The organism is Solimonas sp. SE-A11 (assembly GCF_030345715.1).
In the GTDB taxonomy this organism is placed as follows: Bacteria; Pseudomonadota; Gammaproteobacteria; order Nevskiales; family Nevskiaceae; genus Solimonas_A.
Map to the genome: position 1 here is coordinate 1 of NZ_JAUASX010000034.1, position 21,073 is coordinate 21,073.

The window sequence follows — 21,073 nt, forward strand, 5'->3', positions numbered from 1 at the left end:
GATGATCGGAAATCAGCGCCCAACGGGCGCGTAGAACCTCAGAACAAGTCCCAAAATGTCTCGAAAATGATCAAGCCCACGACGCGCGTCGAAAATTGCGTGGGTTTTTCAGCGAACTCCTAGTGCAGATGATGCACCCGATCGGCGCCTGCGAGCTGGATGACGTGGCGCGGGCCGTACTGTGTTTGGCCCGCGAGGCGTCGCGCAGGACCACCGGCGCCGAGCTGCTGGTGGACGGCGGCATGGCTGCGCGGTAGCGGGGACCGACCATCAGCAGAATGCAGGGCAAGCGCTGTCTGGTGACCGGCGCCGCAATGGTGGGTCGCCCGAGCGAGAGGCGAACACGATCGTGCTCGCCATCGAGTTCAGCACGGATGCGCGTGCTGGATCGCGTATCCGCCGAACCGACTGATGGACGCTGAAGCGGTCGGTCGGCGCACAGTTGACAGGACCTGCAGGCAAGCGCATATTGAGTGCGTAGCGTGACAACGCGCTACTTGGTGCGGATCGCTTCCGAGACGCTTCCGAAAGGCAGCTCTCAGCGCTATGCGCGAATCTAACTAACGTTCGGAGCATAATGTGTTTGCGACTCTATCTTCCTCGAACCGCAAGATGGTTCCGCGCCTACCGCGGGAACTACAGTTCGACGACAAAATTCCCATCTACTGGGCGAACGGCGACGTGTTCAAGTCGCGATTTTTCGATGCGTTCTCCACGACGCTGCCGGAGGGCGAGAAGTTCTTCATCGTTTCGCTCCGGCAGTTCAAGGACGAGCTGAAAAGCCCCGAGCTTCAACAGGCGTTCAAGGATTTCGTGCGTCAAGAGGGCGCCCACGGCATGCTCCACAACGCCTACAACGCCAGGCTGCATCGCCAGGGCGTGGACGTGCCGGCGATCGATGCTTTTCTCAAGAAGTTCTTCGCGTTGCATACGCGCGTGCTATCGCCACGCATGCAGATCACCTTGACGGCCTGCGCAGAGCATATGACTGCGAGCATGGCGCACAGCCTGCTAGACAAAGGCAGCGACCTCATGGGCGGCGCCGACGAGCGCGTGCGTGCGCTGTACTTCTGGCATGCCGCCGAGGAAATCGAACACAAGTCTGTGGCCTTCGAGATCATGCGTGATGTCGCCAAGGTGGGGTACATACCCCGCGTCGCGATGATGCTCTACATCAGCGTCCTGTTTAACGCACTGGTTTTTCCGATTCTTGAGCATGTGCTCCGAATCGATGGCTGTACACGCCGCGAACGCGCTCGTTACTGGACGCAGGGTCTGTGGTGGCTGTTCAAGCCCACGCGCGGCGGCTTCTTCCGCGATCTGGGCGGCCACTATCTGGCTTGGTTCAGGCCCGGGTTCGAGCCCTGGGCCGCGGGCAAGCTCGAGGGCTACGACGCCTGGCTGCGCAGCTACGAGGCCCATGGAGACGCCCTCGCCGCCGGCGAGGCGACCTACGCCGAGCTGGCCAAGGCGGCGTAGGGGCGAACCATGATATCGAAATCCTTCCAGGGCAAGCTCGCGGTGGTCACAGGCGCCGGCAGCGGCATCGGCCGGAAGCTGGTGCTCAATCTGGCCCGACAGGGCTGTGAGGTCGCGGCCTGCGACATCCAGCGGGAAGCCGTCGAGGAGACGGTCGCGCTGGCCGGGGGCGGGCGCGACGATCGGGTCAGGGCCTACGTCTTCGACGTCGCCGACCGCGAAGCCTTCTTCCGGCACGCCGACTTGATCAAGTCGGATTTCGGCCGGCCGGCGAACCTCATCATCAACAACGCCGGCGTCGGGCTCGGCGCGAGCGTGCGCGAGATGCGCTGGGAGGATTTCGAGTGGCTGATGGGCATCAACTTCTGGGGGGTCTGTTACGGCACCCAGGCGTTTCTGCCGCAGCTCATCGAGTCCGGCGACGGCCATGTGGTCAACGTCTCGAGCATCTACGGCATGATCTCCGGACCACTGACGAGCGCCTACAACGCCGCCAAGTTCGGCGTCCGGGGATACACCGAGTCGCTGCGGATCGAGATGCGGGCTGAACGCCTGCCGGTCGAGGTGAGCTGCGTGCACCCCGGCGGCATCCGCACCAATATCGCCAAGACCTCGCGGCTGACCACCACTGCCGGGCTGGACCAAGCCGATTTCTCTAAATGGTTCGAACGCATCACGCTGACCAGCCCGGACAAGGCGGCAGCCATCATCATCGATGGCATCCGGCACAACCGGCCGCGGATTCTCGTCGGTCCGGATGCACGGGTGATCGACCTGATGCAGCGCACGCTGGGCATCCGCTATCAGTGGGTGGCGGGCGTGCTGCTCAATCCGCTGATGTACGGAAAATCCAAGAACGCGGCAGCCGCATCGCCGCCGCCGGCACCGGCGTCCGCCGAACCGGCAACCAAGTCGGCCCGCAAGCGCGCGGTCAAGAACGCGAAGTCGCTTGTCACGGATGGCGCCGAGGCGGAACCGGAAAGCGCGGCCTGCATCTTACGGTGATCGTACGGTGATCGTGCCGTGATCGTGCGGGCTGTAGATGTCGAGCGGGATTTTTGGGACGGAGAGAGACAATGGCAGACGATGTGATGATGACCGAGCAGGGCAGTGCGGTCACGCTGGCCCGGGCGAATGGCAGCCGGGCCGTCCAAGGCGGCGCGACACCGCGTCCCGTGCCGCGGACGCCGGATCACGAGGTGATCATCGTCGGTGCCGGGATTTCCGGCATTGGCCTGGCGATCGAACTCAGGAAGGCGGGAATCGAGTCGTTCCTGTTGCTCGAGCGCGCGGGCGACGTGGGCGGCACCTGGCGTGACAACCGCTACCCCGGCATCGCGGTGGACATCACCTCGTTCACCTATTCGTTCTCGTTTGAACAGAATCCCGACTGGTCCCGCGTGTTCGCCCCCGGCGCCGAGCTGCAGCGCTACGCCCAGCGCGTGGCCGCCAAATACGGCGTCTATCCCAAGGTTCGCTTCCGGACCGAGGTGGACAAGGCCGTGTTCCTGGAGGACCGGGATCTCTGGGAGATCCACCTCAAGGGTGGGGAGCGCCTGTACTCGCGCTTCCTGGTCGGCGCCAGCGGTGGCCTGATCTCGCCCAAGAAGCCCGACATCAAAGGCCTTGAAAGCTTCAAGGGCATCGTGATGCACACGGGCTATTGGGACGATAGCATCGACCTGAGCGGCAAGCGCGTCGCCGTCATCGGCACTGGCGCCACGGCAGTGCAGATGGTGCCGTCGATCGTCCCCAAAGTGGCCCAGCTCGACGTCTATCAACGCACGCCAATCTGGGTGCTCAAGAAGCCCGACACGGAGATCCCCACCTGGCTCAAGTCGGCCTTCCGCACCCTGCCCATTCTGCAGAAAGGCGTGCGTGTCTGTACCGACGTGCTCAGCGAAGCCGTCATGGTGGGCGCGGTGATTTACTACCGGCAGATTCCCGGCATGGTGCGCTGGGCGGAAGCGGCCGGCAAGAACAACCTGCTGGAGCAGATTCCCAACGACCCGGTGTTGCGTGAGAAGCTCACGCCGAAGTACGGCTTTGGCTGCAAGCGCCCGACCTTCTCGAACGATTACTTCAAGACGTTCACGCGAGACAACGTCGAGCTGGTGACCGACCCGATCGAATGCATCACCGAGCGCGGCATCCGCACCCGCGACGGCAAAGAGCGCGAGATCGATGTGTTGATTACGGCGACCGGCTATCGAGTGTTCGAGAAGGGCAACATGCCGTCGTTCGAGGTCCATGGGCGCGACGGACTCGAGTTGGGCCAGTTTTGGGACGAGCAGCGCTACCAAGCCTACGAGGCCGTGAGCGTACCCAAGTTCCCGAATTACTTCGGCATGCTGGGGCCCTACGGCCTCACCGGCACGTCTTACTTCAAGATGGTCGAGGCGCATGCCATCCATGCGGTGCGCTGCATCAAGGAAGCGCGCCGACGTCGCATGACGCGGGTCGAGATCGGGCAGGGCCCGCACGAGCGCTACTTCCAGAAAGTACAGCGCCGCCAGCAGAACACCGTGTTCGTCAACCACAGCTGCGCGTCGTCAAACAGCTACTACTTCGACAAGCATGGGGATGCACCGATGCTGCGTCCGTCCACCACGATGGAAATGCTGTGGAGGGCCCAGCATTTCCCGATGAAGCACTACCGGTTCAGCCGCGCCCAGGCTGCTCCGAAGGCCGAGCTGCAGGATCGCGCCGCCACCGCTGCCGCCGTTGCGTAGGTTTGAGTCAGACAGGAGAAGCAATATGGCACTTGCAAATCGGATGATCGGCTACGACGAGGTCCGTCCGCGCGATCTCCACTTCGACATGACGGACGTCCCGAAGTACTGGATGAACAACGATCCGTGGACCACGCACTGGTGGAACGCGCTGCTCGCGGCGGTTCCCGACGGCGAGCGCTGGGTGATGCAGTGCGTGCGCAGTCACATCGTGAAGCTCAAGGACGAGAAGGTGCGCAAGGCGGCCATCGACTTCATTAAGCAGGAGCACTACCACGCGCGCGAGCACGACATCATGAACGCGGCGGTGCAGAAGCACGGCGTTCCCGTGGACGAAGTCGAGCAGGCGTTCAAGAGCATCCGCGCGTTCCTGCAGAAGATTCTCAGCGACGACATGCAGCTCTCGGTGATGGCGGCAGGCGAGCACTTCACCGGCACGATCTCGGCGGTGTTCGTCGAGCACCCGGAGATTTTCCGTGACTTCGATCCCAAGCTGGGCGCCATGATCGCCTGGCACATGATCGAGGAAACCGAGCATAAGTCGGTTTCGTTCGATGTGTATCAGGACGCGGTCGGCAGCTATTCCAAGCGCATCGCCGGCATGATCCTGATGACGGGCATCTTCTTCACCATCTCCGAATACCAGCGCCTGAAGCTGGTCGCCCGGGATGGCCAGCTCTTCAACTGGCGTTCCGCGATCAAGGCGCTGGACTTCCAGTTCTTCCGTCCGGGCTTCATGCGGCTGCTGTTCAAGCACTATGTGCCGTACTACCTGCCGAACTTTCATCCCTGGGACCACGACAATCGCGAGGCGATCCAGGTCTGGAAGAAGACCTTCGACGCGACTGGCGACACGATGAAAGCCTTCAAGGCCTTCATCGAGGGACGGCCGCAGCTGCAGGCTGCGGCCTAGACGACCGGTGCTGGTCCGGCAGGGCGGGGCGCCATCGGCGCCGCCCTGCCGGCGGTTGCGCACGTCGGCCGCGTTGACCCGCAGGACGGCGTGGCAGATACGAACATAGAGCGTGTGACATTCAAGCTCTAAAGCCCGGCCAGGATGGCCACGGGAAAAAGTGTGCCCGAAGTGCATTTCTTTACAAGAACAAATCAACTGAGAGGAGAGCGGTGCATGGCCAAGGTGTCCTCATTGCGCAGCTACAGTCGCGGAGCCGCGGCCCTGGTCACGGGGGCGGGTAGCGGCATCGGTCGCAGCTTTGCCTGCGAGTTGGCGCGCCGGGGTGGCAGTGTGATCTGTGCCGACCTGCACGCGGACCGCGCCGAACAGACGGCGGCGCTGGTGGAGCAACTCGGCGGGCGCGGCATCCCCTACACCTGCGACGTCGGCGACCAGGCTCAGTTCACCCAGCTGGCGGAGCAGGCGGACAGACTCCTGGGCCGTCCGACCACACTGGTGGTGAACAACGCTGGCGTCGGTGTCGGCGGACGCATCGGCGAGGTCAGTCTTGAGGACTGGCACTGGTGCGTGAACGTCAACCTCTGGGGCGTGATCCACGGCTGTCATTTTTTTGCGCCGCGCTTCCGGGATGCGGGCCATGGCGCCATCATCAACACAGCCTCGGCCGCAGGCTTTGCGGCAGCGCCGGAAATGACGACTTACAACGTCACCAAGTCGGCTGTGTTGTCGCTGTCCGAAACCCTGTCCGCCGAGCTCTCCGGCAGCGGTGTGCACGTCAGCGTGCTGTGTCCCACCATCGTGCCGACCAACATCATCAACGAAAGCCGCTTTCCCTCCGAGCGCAAGAGCTTCGCGGCCAAGGCCATGGAGAAGTGGGCCTTCACCGACAGCGGTGAAGTGGCGCGCATGACCCTGGACGCCTGCGATCGCAACCAGCTGTATGTGCTGCCCCAGTGGGACGGCAAGCTCATGTGGCGGTTCAAGCGGGCAGCCCCCGTGGCCTATGCCCGTGTCCTGGGGCTGGGTTACCGGCTCGCGGCCGGCTGACGAAGGAGCGCACAATGGCCAGTGCCAGTGCAGTCGCCGCGAAGGCAGCGTTTCGCGCGCTGCTCAAGCGCGATTTTTCCTCGGACGAGGACGCGGTCAGCCACTTCCGCCGCGTGCTCGCGCTTCCCTTCCCCGCGCCGGTGCCGCGTGGGCTATCGATCGAGCGAATCAGCATTGCCGGCGTTCCCTGCGAGCGGCTCGCCGTGCGCCGCCCCGAGATGACCATTCTGCACCTGCACGGCGGGGCGTTCATCGGCGGCAAGCTGCGGACCTATCGTCCGTTTGCGGGGCGGCTGGCCAAGCTGCTCAACGCCGAGGTGATCCTGCCCGACTACCGCCTCGCGCCCGAGCATCCGTTCCCTGCGGCTCCGGAGGACTGCCTGGCTGTATACCGGACCCTGCTCGAATGCGGGGTGGAAGCAGACAAGCTGGCCGTGACTGGCGACTCTGCGGGCGGCAACCTGACGCTGGCGACCTTGCAGACGGCGCGGGATCTTCGCATCGCCCTGCCGCGCTGCGCCGTGGCCATTTCCCCAGGTGCCGACATCAGCGGGCGGCTGCCGAGCTGGCGCGAAAACGACCGGCGCGATGCCATGCTGTCGTACAGCACCATCCAGATCATGGCCAAGGTGTATCTGCGCGGCCATCCGCACGACGATCCACGCGCCTCGCCGCTCAACGGCGACTTCACCGGGCTGCCGCCGCTGCTACTGACCGTCAGCGATCAGGAGTGTCTGCGTGACGATGCCTACGCCGTTGCGGCCAAGGCGCGATCCCAGGGCGTGCGGGTGGAGTTGCTGGCGCGGCCGGATCTGCCGCACGCCTGGCCGGTGCTGAACGCGCTGATCTCCGAGTCGCGCGAGGACCTGCAGCGCATCGCGCACTTCGTCGGCAGCCTCGCTTGAAGGCATCGGCGTTTTGCTGGTCGATTTTCAATCGGTAGCAACAGACTTTAGCGCTATGCCCCAACGACACATCAGTAGGGCTTGTATTGTTGCGTTGCAAGGTGGTACGGTGTCTACCAAGCGTTTGGTAGAACGGTCGGACGAAACGAAATCGAGAACCTGAGGAGCTGAAGGTGAATATTCAAAGCAAGTCTATGCTGTGGGCAGCGCTGTTCGCTGCTGTCGTGATGCCAGCCGCCGCCAAGGCACCGCCGGAGGAGGTGGCGAAGCTCGGCAAGGAGCTGACGCCGGTCGGTGCCATCCGCGCAGGCAACAAGGAGGGATCGATACCCGAATGGAAGCCGCGTCCGCAGGGCGGCCCGCTCAAAGACTTCTGGCCGAGTTATCCTGATATCGAAGGGGAGAAGCCCCTCTTCACTATCACCGGCAAGAATGTCGGTCAATATGCGGACAAGCTGACCGATGGGCACAAGGAACTGCTGAAGCGCTATCCGGAATCCTACCGGATGAACGTCTATCCGACCCACCGCGTCGCGAACTTTCCGAAGGAAATCCTCGACGGATCGATCGTCAACGCAGCGAGCTCGGTGATGAACGGCGTGGACGAGCCGGCCGGTGCGCTGCTGGGGGTGCCGTTTCCGATTCCGCAATCGGGCGCCGAGCCGATCTGGAACCACAAGATGAAGTACCGCGGAAACGCGTTCCGGCGCTTCAATAACCAGATGATCGTTCAGCTCGACGGCAAGTACACGCTGACCAAGATCATCGAGGACGTCAAGTTCTACTACAACAACCCGGCGGTAAAGCCGGCGCTCGAACTCAAGCCGGGCGTAGCATCGATCAAATATGTGTCGGAGATCGTCGCTCCGCCTCGGCTTGCCGGCACCTTCATCCTGGCGCACGAGAAGGCGGGCACGGGACCCCAGGGACGTGCCGCCTGGCTGTACGCCCCGGCCATCAAGCGCATCCGTCGCGCGCCGGCGGTCTGCTGCGATAACCCCTACGAGGGCACCGACGGCCACCAGTTCTACGACCAAGTGGACATGTTCAACGGTGTGCTCGAGCGCTACACCTGGAAGCTGGTCGGGCGGCGTGAAATGTACATTCCGTACAACTCGTACCGGATAGCCGGCAACAAGGTCAAGTACGCCGACATCGCACGGCCCAAGCACGTCAATCCGGAGCTGCCGCGCTACGAGCTGCACCGCGTCTGGGTAGTGGAAGCGGACAACCTGCCCAACCTGCGCCATACCTTCGCCAAGATCCGCTTCTACATCGATGAGGACAGCTGGAGCATCGTAGCGCGGGACAACTACGATCATCAGGGGCAGCTGATGCAGCTCCAGGAAGGGCACCTGATCTACGCGTCTAACGTGATGGCCAGCACGACGGTCCCTGAAGTGATCTACCACTTCAACAGCGGGCGTTACTTTGTCACCGCGATGGCCAACGAGGACAAGCCCGGTGACGCATCCATGGAGTTTGCGGACAGCTATTTCGAACCTTCGTCCATCCAGCAGCGCGCGGCAAAGTAGGAGTAGCAAGAAGGCGGCGATCCAGCACGGCCGCCCGCCCGGAGATGCTGCCTCGGGCGGGCAGCCCTGACCGAAGGGCTCGAAGCACTGCGCCCATGAAGGCGTCAGAGCACGAAGCACAGGGGCGGATGGCTGGTGCAGATGGATGCGTCGGCGGATCGGAGCGATTCCCGGTGCCGCTACAGGAGGGGAAGTTCGGAAACTTGTCGAGTGACGGACACAGCCCATAACGAGATCGATAAAGATCCGAGGCTTCGCGAGAAGAGGAGAGCGAAATGATAAAAGTGAACTACGGGGCCGCCGCTGCGGCGGCTCTGATCATGGTTTGCACGGATGCTGCGGCAAGCGAACTGGACTTCAATCTGTTCGGGCAGGACGTCAGCGCGATTCTGAATAACACCTTCACCGCGGGGGCGCAGTGGCGGCTCCATGACCGCGCGGACTACCTGGTCGGCAAATCCAACCTGAATCCGGACGTCTGTGCCGGTACCTACCAGCTTTGCCAGGGCGTCATCCGCGACCAAACCTACCCCGCCGCGCACCTGCGCGACGCGCCGGGCCAGGCCTCGATGAACTTCGACAACGGCAACCTCAACTACGACAAGGGCGACATCGTCCAGGCACCGTTCGTCCTGAACACGGACGTCAAGTTCCGCTTCGCGGACATGGAGCTGTTCGTGCGCGGGCGCGGTGTCTACGACCCGGTCAACTACGATTTCACCGAGACCTACCCGAACAAGACCACGCCCGAAAACTACGATCAGGTGGCCACGCGGGGAGATCCGTACGCCAATCGCTACTACGACAATGTGCTCAGCCGCGGCACGCTGGTGCGTGAAAAGCGGCCGGACGAGATCGCAGACGACTTCCTGTTCTACGATCTGCTCGACCTGCACCTAACGGTGCCGTTTACGCTGCTGGATCGAGACGTCACGGTTCGCGTCGGCAAACAGGTCGTGAACTGGGGCGAGAGCACGGCTGCGGTCATCAACAGTTTGTCCCAGGCCAACCCGGTGAACGCCAACAACATCTACCGGCTCGGCAACGCCCTGCTCGAGGATTTGTTCATCCCCGTCAACATGGCCAACGTGTTCGTGAATCTCACGGACTCGCTGAGCCTGCAGGCGCATTACGCCTTCGAGTGGAGGCCGGTGGAGATTCCCGGGCCGGGCACCTTCTACTCGTTTCTCGACGCGGGAACCAATAACCAGGGTCCCGATCGACTCAATGCCAGCTTCGGACAGGCGACGGACGACCTCGATCAGCTAGGCACCAGAATCTCGAACCCCTTCGGTCTGGTATCGAAGACCACGCTGTCCGTCGGGCGCGAGCGGGATGACGAGGCTCGCGACGGCGGGGAGTACGGCTTCAGCCTGAAGTACTACGCCGAATGGCTCAACGACGGCACCGAGCTCGGCCTGTATTTCATGAACTATCACTCCAAGCTGCCCTATGTGGACGCCTACGCCTCCAACGCGAGTTGCATGCGCGCAGCCGGCAACCCGCAGGGCCGGAACGCCACGAACACCTTGGAGATCCTCACGCTATGTCCGAACCTGAACCTAGTCACGAACAATTATCCGGGAAGCGTCCTCCAGGCAGTCACCGATCTTGCGGGCCTGCTGACCGCGCGACCCGAGGTGCTCGCTACGCTGGGCATCGACGAAACACCGCTCGATGCCGTCACCGGCGTGCTGAATCTGCTGGTTCCGCAGCCGGGCCGGCCGGAGAGCGAAGTCATTCCGTTGGATACGGCAAATGTTCAGCTTACCTACCCGGAAGACCTCAAGATGTTCGGCTTGAGCTTCAACACCACCTACGGCGACTACTCCTTCCAGGGCGAGCTCGCCTACCGACCCGATCTGCCGTTGCAGGTGGCTCTGGTGGACGTGCTCTTTGCCGCGTTGCAGCCCACGCTATCGCACTGCAACGGCCCGGAGGATGGCTGCGACGGCACTGAAGCGGCCGTGGGCTACGCCGAGAACAGCGGCGGGCTGCCGGGTGGCAACGGACAGAACGGGACAGGCCAGTATGTCGTCTATGACGGCAGCGATGCGACGGATGCCAATGGCAATGAGTACTTCAATGACACGGCATTCCTGCTGCTCGCTGGCGTGCCGTCTCCTGCCCGATCGTTCCCCAGTTTTCTGGTGCCGTATCGCGGCGGTACGCTTGGCGACGATCCGGCGCCAAACAGCCGCATACGCGGATGGGAGGAGTTCGACGTCCTTCAGTACAACCTCGGCGCGACCCGCCTGTACAGCGTGTCCGACTGGCCGTCGAAGCTGATCGGCGCTGACCAGGTGCTACTCATCTACGAACTCGCAGCCATGCACGTGCTGAACATGCCAGACTTCGACGAGCTGCAGATCGAGGGGCCGCTGACGGCCTACACCCATGCCTCGGCCGGTGCCGACGGCAGCGGTGCGGACGGTTCCCGCCTCGCCTGCTCGACCAACATCGCCTGCACGATTGGGCCCGACGGCATTCGCTTCAATCCCTGGCAGGCGCCGCGGGATGCCTTTGCCGACGCCTTTTCGATGGGCTACAAAGTCATCGCGCGCATTCTCTACGAATCGGTCTGGCCGTCGATCAGCATCGCGCCGCTGCTGCTCTGGCAGCATGACATTCATGGCAATTCTCCGGCACCGCATTTCAATTTCGTGGAGGGCCGCTACTCGCTGACCGCAGTCACGGAATTTCGCTACGAAAAGGCGTTGTCGTTCAACGTCGTCTACAACATGTATGCAGGCGCCGGGGCAAACAATTTGATGGCGGATCGCGACAACCTGGGCTTCTACATCAAGTATCAGTTCTAACGGGCGAATAATCCATGAAAGGCATTAATACAGAATGTGCGCCCCGGTACCTAACGGCTCGGAGGATGGCGGGAGCGTTGGGGCTAATGGCCGTGGCGCTGGCGGGCGGCTGCTCGGATCCCGACGATCCCAACCGAGGCAGCAGCTCCGGCTTCGCCAATGCGCCCGAACAATGCGCCCCCGGCAATGCCTTCGAGCCTCTGCGCGCGCCGCGGGCGGTAATGGAGACGGGCATCGGAGGGCTGTGCGTACTCTGTTCGGTGTTCGATGCGGAGGCCGCGATCGACGCCGATCCAGCGAACTTCGCGACGCTCAACGTCCCCGTCTCGGTAGCCGGCACGGCATATCTGTCTGTGTTCGACACGGCGCGCACGCACCCGCCCGGCAGCCGGCTCGCCATTTTCGTGGCCGGTGAAGAGGACGCGATACCGGTCACGGTAGCGCTGAACCAGCAGATCAGGATCACGACCTTTCTCAACGGAGAGGAACAGGAGTCGAGCGCTCCCGACGTGGGGCAGGTTCCCATCGCGCTGGGACTGCTCGACCTGCCATCGCTGCTGTTCACGCCGACCAACCCCGGGCCGCGGGCCGTGGGCAGTCAGCTCACCAAGGAGTTCGACCAGGTGCGGGTGGATTTCGGGGGGGGGCTTCAGGTGCTCAACGCGTTGCGGCTGTTCGAGGTGTGTATAAGCGACGGCTGATACTGAAGCCGGGGTCCGGTCGTCGTTGGCCTGAGAGGCCGTCGGGAACGCCTGCGAGCTCTGCGCCCACCGAGATAGATCAGCCGGGTCTTCTGATGCTTGCTGCAGTGCCGGTCCGGTCCGGTCATGGCAACTGGCTGACGATGCTGCTCCGACGGCGGATTTTTCTTTCACTTCCTGGCGGGCCGGGAAGTAGTCAGTAGAAAATTATTGCGGAAAATATTGCGGAGATTCTCCATGCACGGTGAGGTAAAAGGTGGATTTGCGAAGTGGTACGTGGACGTCACCGTCCCTATCATCTTTCACAAACGCGCGCGACTGCTGATCGTGCTGACCCTGGCGACGCTGATTCTCGGATGGCAGGCGAGCCAGCTGCGGCTGGACGCCGGTTTCGAGAAGCAGCTTCCTCAGGGGCATCCATACATCGAAGATGTGTTCAAGAAATACCAGCGCGAATTCGGTGGTGCCAATTTGGTGCTTCTGGCAATCATGCAAAAGCAAGGGACCGGGGACATCTATCAAGCGCCTTTCATGGCGACGCTGCGACAGGCCACCGACGCGATATTCTTCCTTCCAGGAATGGATAGATCCCGCGTCAGTTCGATCATGACCCCGGATGTGCGCTATTTGGAAGTGGTCGAGGAAGGCTTCCGCGGAGGAAACGTCGTGCCGGCGGATTTCACGACGACCCCGGAGATGCTGCAGCTGGTTCGGCGCAATGTGGAAATGTCCGGAGTGATCGGCCGTCTCGTCGCCAACGACGAGACGGGCATTATGATTTTCGGCGAGTTGCTTGAGCGCGATCCGGTCAGCGACGCGAAGCTAGACTATTTCGAGACGGCGGATCGGCTGGAGCAAATCCGATTGCGATTCACAAGTCCGAGAATGTGGGAATACCGAATCCGGCAGGACCTCCCGCCGCTTAAGGCGGGCGATGTAGCCCACGTTTCGTACAGCGATCCTGCGGGGCTGCTGTTCCGTTTCTCCGACGTGGATGTACGCTACAAGGACGAGAGCGGGAGATTCGTCACGGCGACGCTCTCCGGCAGTGACTTCGACGTGCGTGAGGCCGACAATCCCGACTACAACCCGTCCATCGACGTGCACGTCATCGGTTTCGCCAAGATCGTCGGCGACATCGCGGACAAGGCTGGCGAGGTGGTCGGCTTTTTCGCCCTGACGATCTTACTGGTCTGGGTGGTCCTGTGGCTGTACACGGGTTCCTGGCTGATCGCGCTGCTGCCTCTGTCCTGCGGACTGCTCGCCGTGGTCTGGGAGATGGGCCTGTTGCACCTGTTCGGTTTCGGGCTCGATCCGTTCGCTATTCTCGTGCCCTTCCTGGTGATGGCGATCAGCACCTCCCACGGCATCCAGATCACCAATTTCTGGCTGATGGAGACGGCCAACAAGGGGTTGAACAGCTACGAAGCCTCGATGGGAACCTACAAGCGGCTGGTCATTCCCGGCATCACCGCGCTCATCACGAATTTCATAGGCTTTGGCACGCTACTGCTGATTCCCATCGGCATTGTCCAGGAGATGGCGATCAACGCCTGTTTCGGCCTGATCGCGGTGGTGGTCTGCAAGAAGTTCCTGCTGCCCTGTTTGCTGACCTTTGTCCCCATCCGCGATCCCGAGAGATTCCGCAGCCACCAGCATCGCCGGGACCTCGCGCTCGAGCCGGTCTGGCGGTTGGCATCAAGCCTGATCCTCAAACGTCAGGCAGCGTTCGTATTGCTGGCCACAGCAGTGGCCTGGGGCATCTCGGAGCACATTAACCGCGACCTGGCCATTGGCGAATTGCATCCCGGTACGCCAGAGCTGCGGCCCGATTCGCGCTACAACATGGACACGGATGCCATCGTGAAGAACTTTGCCATCGGCGTCGATGTGCTGAAGATCATCGCCGAAGCAAAGGCCGACGGATGCATCGACCATTCCGTCGTTGGACTCATCGATCGTCTGGCCTGGCGCATGGAGAATACGCCAGGCGTGCAGTCGACGCTGTCGCTGCCCAAGATGCAGAAAGTCGTCTACAACGCCTATAACGAGAACAACCCCAAGTGGAACGTGCTGCCGCGAGAGACGGGATCGCTGGTGGTGACGGTGCAGCCGTTCCCGAGCTCGACCGGCATGCTCAATACGGACTGCAGTGCGATGCCGTTGTTCGTGTTCACTGCGGATCACAAGGCAAAGACGATCGACACGGTCATCGAAACATTCGAGGACTTCGTTAGCGAGCTGCCCAAGGACGCGCCGGTGACCTTCAAGCTGGCGACAGGCAACGTCGGGGTGATGGCGGCGGCGAACGACGTGGTGAAGGAGACGGAATTCACCGTCCTGATGTGGCTGTATCTGGCCATCGGCATCAGCGTCTTGCTGTCCTTCCGCAGCATCGCCAGCGTGATCTGCATCCTCGTGCCGCTCGCCGCCGTGTCGGTATTTACCTACTCGGTGATGGTGTTCTTGGGGATCGGGGTGAAGGTGTCGAATATCGCCACGGTAGCTTTCGCGGCGGGTATCGGTGTCGACTACGGCATCTATATCTATTCGGTGCTGGAGGAAAATGTGAAGCAGAAGGCCATGACGATGCGCGAAGCCTATGCCGACACGCTCAGACAGACCGGCAAGGCCGTTGTCTTCACTGCGCTGGCGCTGGCCGCAAGCGTGGCCACATGGATGCTGTCGGGACTGCAGTTCCAGGTTGACATGGGCATCCTGCTGACCGTGATGTTCCTCGCCAACGCGGGCGCTGCCCTCTTCATCCTGCCGGCGTTCGCGGCGTTTTTGCTGCGGCCCGGGCGGAAGTCTCCGGACCGGCAAGAGTCCGTCGAAAACACGAAGTCCGATGCGGCCCTGTCTCCGACGGACCCAATTCAGGAAATGAACTGATGGCCAAGACAGTACCCGGAACCCTGCGACAGACGACAACCATAGTGAGTGAAGTCCGTGACCAAGCATTTGAGTAATCTGATCGGCAAGATGGTGTGGGCCGTTGTAGCGATGGCGGCAGCAGGCACCGTCGCGAATGCGGCGTCGGAGTCGAAGCCGACGGCGGCCGAGGCTGCGCCGCGCGCGGTCCATGCCCAGCTCAACGACCTTGCCGCGGCAGGGGACAGCCTGATCGCTGTCGGAGAGCGCGGCATCATTCTCAGGACGCAGGACGGAGAGCAGTGGACGCAGGTATCTTCGCCCGTCGATGTGATGCTCAATGCTGTGTATTTCGTGGACGAACGCCGCGGATGGGCAGTCGGCCACGATGCCAGCATCCTGCACACGGCTGACGGAGGGCAGAGCTGGTCGGTGCAGGCCTATGGCGGAAAAGCCGGAAGCAATCCGTTCATGGACGTCTTGTTCACGGATGTGCGGAGGGGTTACGCCGTCGGCGCCTATGGGCTGTTCAAGGTCACGGAGGACGGCGGCAGGACTTGGGCGGATCTGGTAGATCCCGCACTCAGCGAGCGGGGGCTCCACATGAACGCCGTGCATCGACTGGGCGACGGGACGTTAGTGCTAGCAGGCGAAATGGGACTGGTGGCAAGCTCCCCGGACGGGCGGACCTGGAAGCTGCTCGATGCGCCGTACGACGGTTCGCTCTACGCCGCCATGCCTCTGGGCCAACGAGGTTTGCTGATAATCGGCATGCGGGGCAACGCCTTCCGGACCGAGGATTTGTCCGAGCCGCAGTGGCAAGTCGTGCCGACAGGAACCGAGAAGTCGCTGTTCGGCCTTGCGCCTCTCAGCAATGGGCGGATCGCAGTGGCTGGAAGCGGCGGGGCCTTGATGGTACTTGAAGCGGGCAAGGAACCGTCCCGGCTGAAGCTGCCTGCGGAATCGGAAGCGACGGTGGCCAAGACCTTCACTGCGCTGCTGGCCTGGAAGGGACAGCTATATGCAGCGACCAACAGCGGTGTGCACCGCGTGGCGACGCTGCGCTGAGTCCGCCAAACCGGTTCATTCCGCGGCCCCATCTGGGCCGAGCGGATGGCATGGAGTTCGGTCAGCCGCTTGAGCTTGGCGCTGGGAAAAGATTGTGAGTGAGCCGGTTGCGCGCGTCGCCCGTTGCCGGTTCAGGCTGCGGCAGCTTCGCTCTCTCAAGCAACTGCGGGCGGCGTACTGCGCCGCCCGCGGGGTGGCTTGGACTTTGACGGCTTATCCGTCGCGGCGGCGACGTTTTTCCCCGCGGCAAACCGGGCGACGAAAGCGCGGAGCTTGCGCTCGTGCAACAGCCCGAAGATACGGTTGATAGCCGGGACTACGCGTTCCATGATCCCAGGAATTTCGTCGTCGCGCAGATTGTCGAGCAGCGTCTGGAACATGCGCAGTTCCTGATCGAACAACAGGTCGGCGGCCGCCTGCACGATTTCGATATGTTGCGGCGCAAAGCCGCGTTCAGGAGTCATGCCGCTCTGTCGCAGGACGGCGAACTGACGGAGCAGCTCCTCTTCGTCGCGCGTAAGGGGATCGTTGCCGGAGCGAATGAGCCCCATGCCCGCCATCTGATCGTAGTCTTCATCGCTCAGCCCCAGTGCGCTCGCAAGTCTACGCCCGGGCTGTCGCGGCAGTCCGCGACGCGACAGCGTGTCCATCTCGGTAAGTACACCGGCGAAAATCTCACGCTGTCGCGGCGTGAACTTGTATTCTTGGTCCTTGTTGAGCAGCGACTTGATCGCCTTGAGCGGGAGGAACTGCTCCTCCTGGAGCACTCGGATGAGCTTGATCAGTTCCAAATGCCGGTCGGAATACCAGGCCATGTTCCGGGCCGTTCGATGCGGCGGCGGCAGCAGGCCTTCGCGAATGTAGTAGCGCACCGCCTCGCGGCTGGCGCCGCTGCGGCTGACCAGTTCCGCCATGCGGTAAGTAGATGTTTTGGCCACGCTCGAATCAGGCACCCAGCGGCAGTTATGGATAGTGGACGAAGTCTACCTGAACGGGCATCGTCATGCCGTTTTGGCCAGGTTTCGGATGCCCCGTGTCAGGCCGATGCGCATCAGGGTCCGGATCGGTCTGCCGGTGACCGGGATCAGTGCATCGAAGTCGATGCTCCAGCGGACCTCAGTCCCGCTGCCGTTCGAGGACAACAGGATGACCGCGTGGTGATTGCGCAGCGGAGAGCCCCGGGTGATCGAATACTCGATGCGTCGCGGCGGCTCGAATGCCGTGATCGTTTCGTCGAAGTCCAGTGGCCAGAACCCGAGGGTGCGAACCGACAAGCGCCCATTGATGTCGCCTTCGCCATCGCGGGTGCGCCTAACTGGAACACCAAGCACTTTGCCGAGATTTCCGTGGTCGGCGAGCCGGGCGAACATCTGGTCCGGAGAAAGGTCGACGTTTTCGACAATCTGTAGTTTCTGCACGGCTTTCTCAATGGGATCTTGTGCGGCGAATACGTGGCCTTGCGTCCACGTCCCGGAGCGATCTCCCACAATCCCTCGGGTCCTTTCTCGATGATTGCGCGTATGCGCTCGCGGGGGTCGGCGATGTGCTTGCCGAGGCGGCTCAGTGCGAAGGCGTCTCGTTGCCGGAGTCGCGCTCTTCGCGGCTGGTGGACACCGGGACGGCAGTGATCAAAGGTCGCTCTGGCCGCTTGCCCAGCTCCAGCATGTAGCGGCACAGCGCGGCACCGCAGACGGCGAGGACGACATCGTTGGAGGTGGCGCCGAAGTGGCGGGATATCGCCCGGACCCGCGCCGCGGAGTTGGACTGGGCGGAAAATCGCCACGAGCCGCTGATCGGTTGGTTGAAAATGCGATGCGGGACAGCGCCGCCGGGCGCCGTTGCCGTCGCGACCGGCATCAGGACGCCTGCGGGAGCAGGTCGGTTCGACCGATCAGGTGTTGGCGGAAAGCCAGGTGGTTGTCGCCGCCAAAGTCGCGGATCAGCACCGGCGGCGTCCGGTCGCCGCCGCTGTCGAGGTAAACCCGGTTCAGGCCGCCGCTGTGCCGCTGGTGGCGCCTGAGTCCGGCGCACGCCTGCTCGGCGTGTTTCGCGATGTCGACGGCGTTGTCGGACAGCAGATTGCGGATCGTCTTCATGGCCGTACTCCTTCGCTGGCGACACTCAGCCGCTGTACAGATCGCTGTAGCGCTCGCGCAGCGGCTGCTTCTGAATCTTGCCGGTGCTGGTCATCGGCAGAGCCTCGAGCACGCGGATGGCCTTGGGCACCTCGAAGCCGCCGAGGTGGGCCTTGCAATGCTCGACCAGCTCTGCCTCGCTCGTCGAGCGGCCGGGCTTGAGGACCACGAAGGCCGTCACCGCCTCGATCCAGCGCGCATGCGGCAGACCGACGACGGCGGCATTGGCCACGGCGGGGTGCTGCAGCAGCACCGCCTCGACCTTCACCGAAGGCACGTTCTCGCCGCCGGTCTTGATCATGTCCTTCTTGCGGTCCTTGAACAGCAGCTGGCCGTCGGCGTCCCACATGCCCAGGTCGCCGGTATGGTGCCAGTCGAAGGCGCGTGCGCGCGCCGTGGCCTCCGGGTCGCGGTAGTAGCCGAGCATGACGTTGGGGCCGCGGTGAACGATTTCGCCGACCTCGCCGCGGCCGAGCAGGCGGCCCTCGTCGTCCATGACCGCGGTGTCGTTGAGCACCGAGCTGACTCCCCAGTACGGCCCGAAGCGGCGCAGCTGCTCCTCGGGCCGGAAGGCCACCGTGAGCGGGTACATCTCGGTCTGTCCCGAGCCCAGCATGAAGTTGGGGCAAAAGCGCTCGATCAGCCGCCGCAGCAGGCTCTCCGCCATCGGCGCCATCGCGTACAGGCAGGTGCGCAGACTCGACAGGTCGCGCTGCGCAAAGTTGGGGTGCTCGAGCATGGCCTGATACATCAGCGGCAGGGCGAACAGGCGGGTGATGCGTTCGCGCTCGATGGCGTCGAGCACGGCCGCAGGATCGAAGCCGCGCATCAGAATCGTGGTGGCGCCGGCCATCAGCGAGGTAAACAAGAGCGTGTGCTGGGCGCAGTGGAACAGCGGCAGCATGGCGTTGGTCGTGTCGTCGCGGTACAACCCCAGCTCGACCGCATTGGCCAGCGCGGCCATTACCACCGCCAGATGGCATTGCATGACGCCCTTGGGGCGCCCGGTGGTGCCGCTGGTGTACATGATCTGGGCGACGTCGCGGTCGCCGATCGCGACCCCCGGTTCACGCGCCGGCTGGGCTTCCCGCGCCGCGGCGAATCCGGCATAGGCGCCGTCCGCCGCGCCCTCGACGATGAAGCGGCTGCGCAGCGGCACGGTGTCGAGCAGCTCGCGCAGCCCGGGGCGGGCCAGCACGGCGGCGTCGATCAACAGGCAAGTGGCCTGCGCGTGCTCGAGGATGTAGCGCACGTCGTCCAGGCCCAGGCCGGTGTTGATCGGCACCCAGATCAGACCGGCGCGGTGGATGCCGAAGAACGCGCTCACGAAGTCGGCCGAGTTGTTGCACAGCGTCGCCACCCGCTCGCCCGGCGCCAGCCCGGTGGCCAGTAGCGCATTGGCGGCTGCCGACACGCGGTCGTTGAGCTCGCCATAGCTCAGGCGCGCGCTGCCGTCGACCAGGGCCGTGCGTGCGGGGTCGCGCTGCGCCGCGCGCCGCAGGAAGTCGCCGATGGCCACGCGCGACAGGATCGCGGGCGGCGGCTCGATGCCGCTCATCACGGGCAGCGGACTGGGCAAGGGGCTGGGGACCGTCATCGTCGTCATTATCGTCTCCTCCGGTTGCATTCCGGCTCTATGCGGCAGGCGCGCGCGCCTCCTGTTCGAAGTCTCCGCCGCGGGCTTGGCGGGCCCAGCCGGACATGCCCGGATAGACCTCGCCCCAGACACGGAAAATGTCCTCCACCGGCACGTCGACATGGCTGCCGCGGTCGCGCAGATACTCCATGTGCTGGCGGCCGGACAGATCGATGGGGTGAAACACCGAGTCCTCCAGGCCGTCGAACTCCAGCGCGCGGATGCCGGCCTTCTCGCACAGGCGCCGGTCGAACGCCGGCGTGCATTTGCGCCAGCGCTCCTCGATCCACAGCTCGGTATAGCCGTGGAAGACGAACTCGTCGGTGCCCATCATCGCCCGCAGGCGCGGGCTAGTCAGATGGTTGCGCACATCGGCGAAGTGCAGGCGCGCCGGAATGCCGGCGGCGCGGCAGACGGCGGCGAGCAGCGTGGCCTTACCGATACAGAAGCCGGCGCCGGTCTCGAAAACCTCGCTGGCCCTGAAACAGCGTCCGGACAGTTCGATGTTGTAGGGGTCATAGCGGAAACCGTCGCGCACTGCATAATACAACGCCACGGCGCGCTCGCGCGTATCGCCCAGGCCGGCGGTCACGCGCTCGGCCAGGGCGCAGATTCCCGGATGATCGGCCTCGACATGGGGGCTGGGCGCCAGGCAGGCCACCAAGCTGTCGGTGGGGTTCATTGTCGGATTCATTGCAGGCACCGGGGCAGGCTGGTCAAGGGAAAGCCGTCGAAGGGCTTGGAACGGTCCGTAGGCACTGGCTTCCAGGTGTGGCGGGCGTTGGGCACGCCGCCATCCACGCGGACGCACGAGCCGGTGACGAAGGCGGCACCGGGTGACAGCAGGAAAACGATGGCGGCGGAAACCTCCGCCTCGTTGCCGTAACGGCCCAGCGGCACCTTGTCCTTGAGCCGCCGCAGCTCGGCCTGCATGGCCTCGTCATAGGTGTCGAAACCGCTGGAGGCGATCCAGCCTGGCGCCACCGCATTGACCCGCACGCCGGATTGCGCCCACTCGCAGGCGGCGGTCTCGGTGAAATTGAGCATGCCGGCGCGCGCCGCCCCGGTATGCGCCATCGTCGGCATGCCGCCCCAGATGTCGAAGCGGCACCCGCGATTAGGCATCTATGGACATTATGCTAACCGCAGACAGATGTGCAGTTTTCTGCGGGTGTTGGCTTGTCCATGGAACTATAGCGGATTTCGGCCAATATGGACGCCCAATGTCC

At 63.4% G+C, this 21,073-nt stretch carries 18 protein-coding genes and 1 pseudogene; 12 read left to right on the forward strand and 7 right to left on the reverse strand.

Annotation, left to right across the window (positions count from 1 at the left end):
* The first annotated feature begins 128 nt into the window (after nt 1-128).
* The 12 genes from QT386_RS22705 (at nt 129) to QT386_RS22760 (ending at nt 16,073) form a co-directional block, all read left to right on the forward strand.
* Complete coding sequence (locus QT386_RS22705) at nt 129-257, forward strand: SDR family oxidoreductase (protein ID WP_289276055.1); 129 nt, start codon at nt 129-131, stop codon at nt 255-257.
* A gap of 322 nt (nt 258-579) precedes the next feature.
* Nucleotides 580-1,479: a metal-dependent hydrolase gene (locus QT386_RS22710; protein ID WP_289276037.1), complete on the forward strand. Its 900-nt coding sequence runs from the start codon at nt 580-582 to the stop codon at nt 1,477-1,479.
* A gap of 9 nt (nt 1,480-1,488) precedes the next feature.
* Nucleotides 1,489-2,484, forward strand: coding sequence for an SDR family oxidoreductase (locus tag QT386_RS22715; protein ID WP_289276038.1), 996 nt, complete (start codon nt 1,489-1,491; stop codon nt 2,482-2,484).
* A gap of 71 nt (nt 2,485-2,555) precedes the next feature.
* Nucleotides 2,556-4,211 (forward strand): NAD(P)/FAD-dependent oxidoreductase, encoded by a 1,656-nt coding sequence (locus QT386_RS22720; RefSeq protein ID WP_289276039.1) that lies wholly within the window; start codon nt 2,556-2,558, stop codon nt 4,209-4,211.
* Between the two features lie 25 nt (nt 4,212-4,236).
* Complete coding sequence (locus QT386_RS22725) at nt 4,237-5,124, forward strand: metal-dependent hydrolase (RefSeq protein WP_289276040.1); 888 nt, start codon at nt 4,237-4,239, stop codon at nt 5,122-5,124.
* 216 nt (nt 5,125-5,340) lie between these two features.
* Nucleotides 5,341-6,174 carry an SDR family oxidoreductase gene (locus tag QT386_RS22730; protein ID WP_289276041.1) on the forward strand — a complete coding sequence of 278 codons (834 nt, stop codon included), beginning with the start codon at nt 5,341-5,343 and terminating at the stop codon, nt 6,172-6,174.
* Nucleotides 6,175-6,188: 14 nt separating this feature from the next.
* Entirely contained in the window at nt 6,189-7,079 is an 891-nt protein-coding gene (locus QT386_RS22735) for an alpha/beta hydrolase (RefSeq protein WP_289276042.1), read from the forward strand.
* A gap of 173 nt (nt 7,080-7,252) precedes the next feature.
* Nucleotides 7,253-8,614, forward strand: coding sequence for a DUF1329 domain-containing protein (locus QT386_RS22740; RefSeq protein ID WP_289276043.1), 1,362 nt, complete (start codon nt 7,253-7,255; stop codon nt 8,612-8,614).
* A 275-nt stretch (nt 8,615-8,889) separates the two neighbouring features.
* Nucleotides 8,890-11,433 carry a DUF1302 domain-containing protein gene (locus tag QT386_RS22745; protein ID WP_289276044.1) on the forward strand — a complete coding sequence of 848 codons (2,544 nt, stop codon included), beginning with the start codon at nt 8,890-8,892 and terminating at the stop codon, nt 11,431-11,433.
* Nucleotides 11,434-11,519: 86 nt separating this feature from the next.
* Complete coding sequence (locus tag QT386_RS22750; protein WP_289276045.1) at nt 11,520-12,134, forward strand: hypothetical protein; 615 nt, start codon at nt 11,520-11,522, stop codon at nt 12,132-12,134.
* Between the two features lie 276 nt (nt 12,135-12,410).
* Nucleotides 12,411-15,026 carry an efflux RND transporter permease subunit gene (locus QT386_RS22755; RefSeq protein ID WP_289276046.1) on the forward strand — a complete coding sequence of 872 codons (2,616 nt, stop codon included), beginning with the start codon at nt 12,411-12,413 and terminating at the stop codon, nt 15,024-15,026.
* A 57-nt stretch (nt 15,027-15,083) separates the two neighbouring features.
* Nucleotides 15,084-16,073: a YCF48-related protein gene (locus tag QT386_RS22760; protein WP_289276047.1), complete on the forward strand. Its 990-nt coding sequence runs from the start codon at nt 15,084-15,086 to the stop codon at nt 16,071-16,073.
* A gap of 155 nt (nt 16,074-16,228) precedes the next feature.
* Here the strand turns inward: QT386_RS22760 and QT386_RS22765 are convergent, their stop codons facing one another.
* From QT386_RS22765 to QT386_RS22795, 7 genes and pseudogenes are all read right to left on the reverse strand, one after another.
* Nucleotides 16,229-16,987: a MerR family transcriptional regulator gene (locus QT386_RS22765; RefSeq protein ID WP_289276048.1), complete on the reverse strand. Its 759-nt coding sequence runs from the start codon at nt 16,985-16,987 to the stop codon at nt 16,229-16,231.
* An 87-nt stretch (nt 16,988-17,074) separates the two neighbouring features.
* Complete coding sequence (locus tag QT386_RS22770; RefSeq protein WP_289276049.1) at nt 17,075-17,491, reverse strand: SRPBCC family protein; 417 nt, start codon at nt 17,489-17,491, stop codon at nt 17,075-17,077.
* Nucleotides 17,492-17,633: 142 nt separating this feature from the next.
* On the reverse strand, nt 17,634-17,930 hold the full coding sequence (locus QT386_RS22775; RefSeq protein WP_289276050.1) for a wax ester/triacylglycerol synthase domain-containing protein: 297 nt from the start codon (nt 17,928-17,930) through the stop codon (nt 17,634-17,636).
* Nucleotides 17,930-18,169 carry a hypothetical protein gene (locus tag QT386_RS22780; protein ID WP_289276051.1) on the reverse strand — a complete coding sequence of 80 codons (240 nt, stop codon included), beginning with the start codon at nt 18,167-18,169 and terminating at the stop codon, nt 17,930-17,932. The genes QT386_RS22775 and QT386_RS22780 overlap by 1 nt, the downstream gene beginning before the upstream one ends.
* Before the next feature lie 25 nt (nt 18,170-18,194).
* Nucleotides 18,195-19,766, reverse strand: a complete 1,572-nt coding sequence (locus QT386_RS22785) for an AMP-binding protein (protein ID WP_367401484.1) — start codon at nt 19,764-19,766, stop codon at nt 18,195-18,197.
* Between the two features lie 76 nt (nt 19,767-19,842).
* Entirely contained in the window at nt 19,843-20,526 is a 684-nt protein-coding gene (locus QT386_RS22790) for a transglutaminase family protein (protein WP_289276053.1), read from the reverse strand.
* Between the two features lie 8 nt (nt 20,527-20,534).
* Nucleotides 20,535-20,945 (reverse strand): annotated as a pseudogene (locus tag QT386_RS22795) (SDR family oxidoreductase); the annotation flags it as partial.
* Between the last annotated feature and the right edge of the window lie 128 nt (nt 20,946-21,073).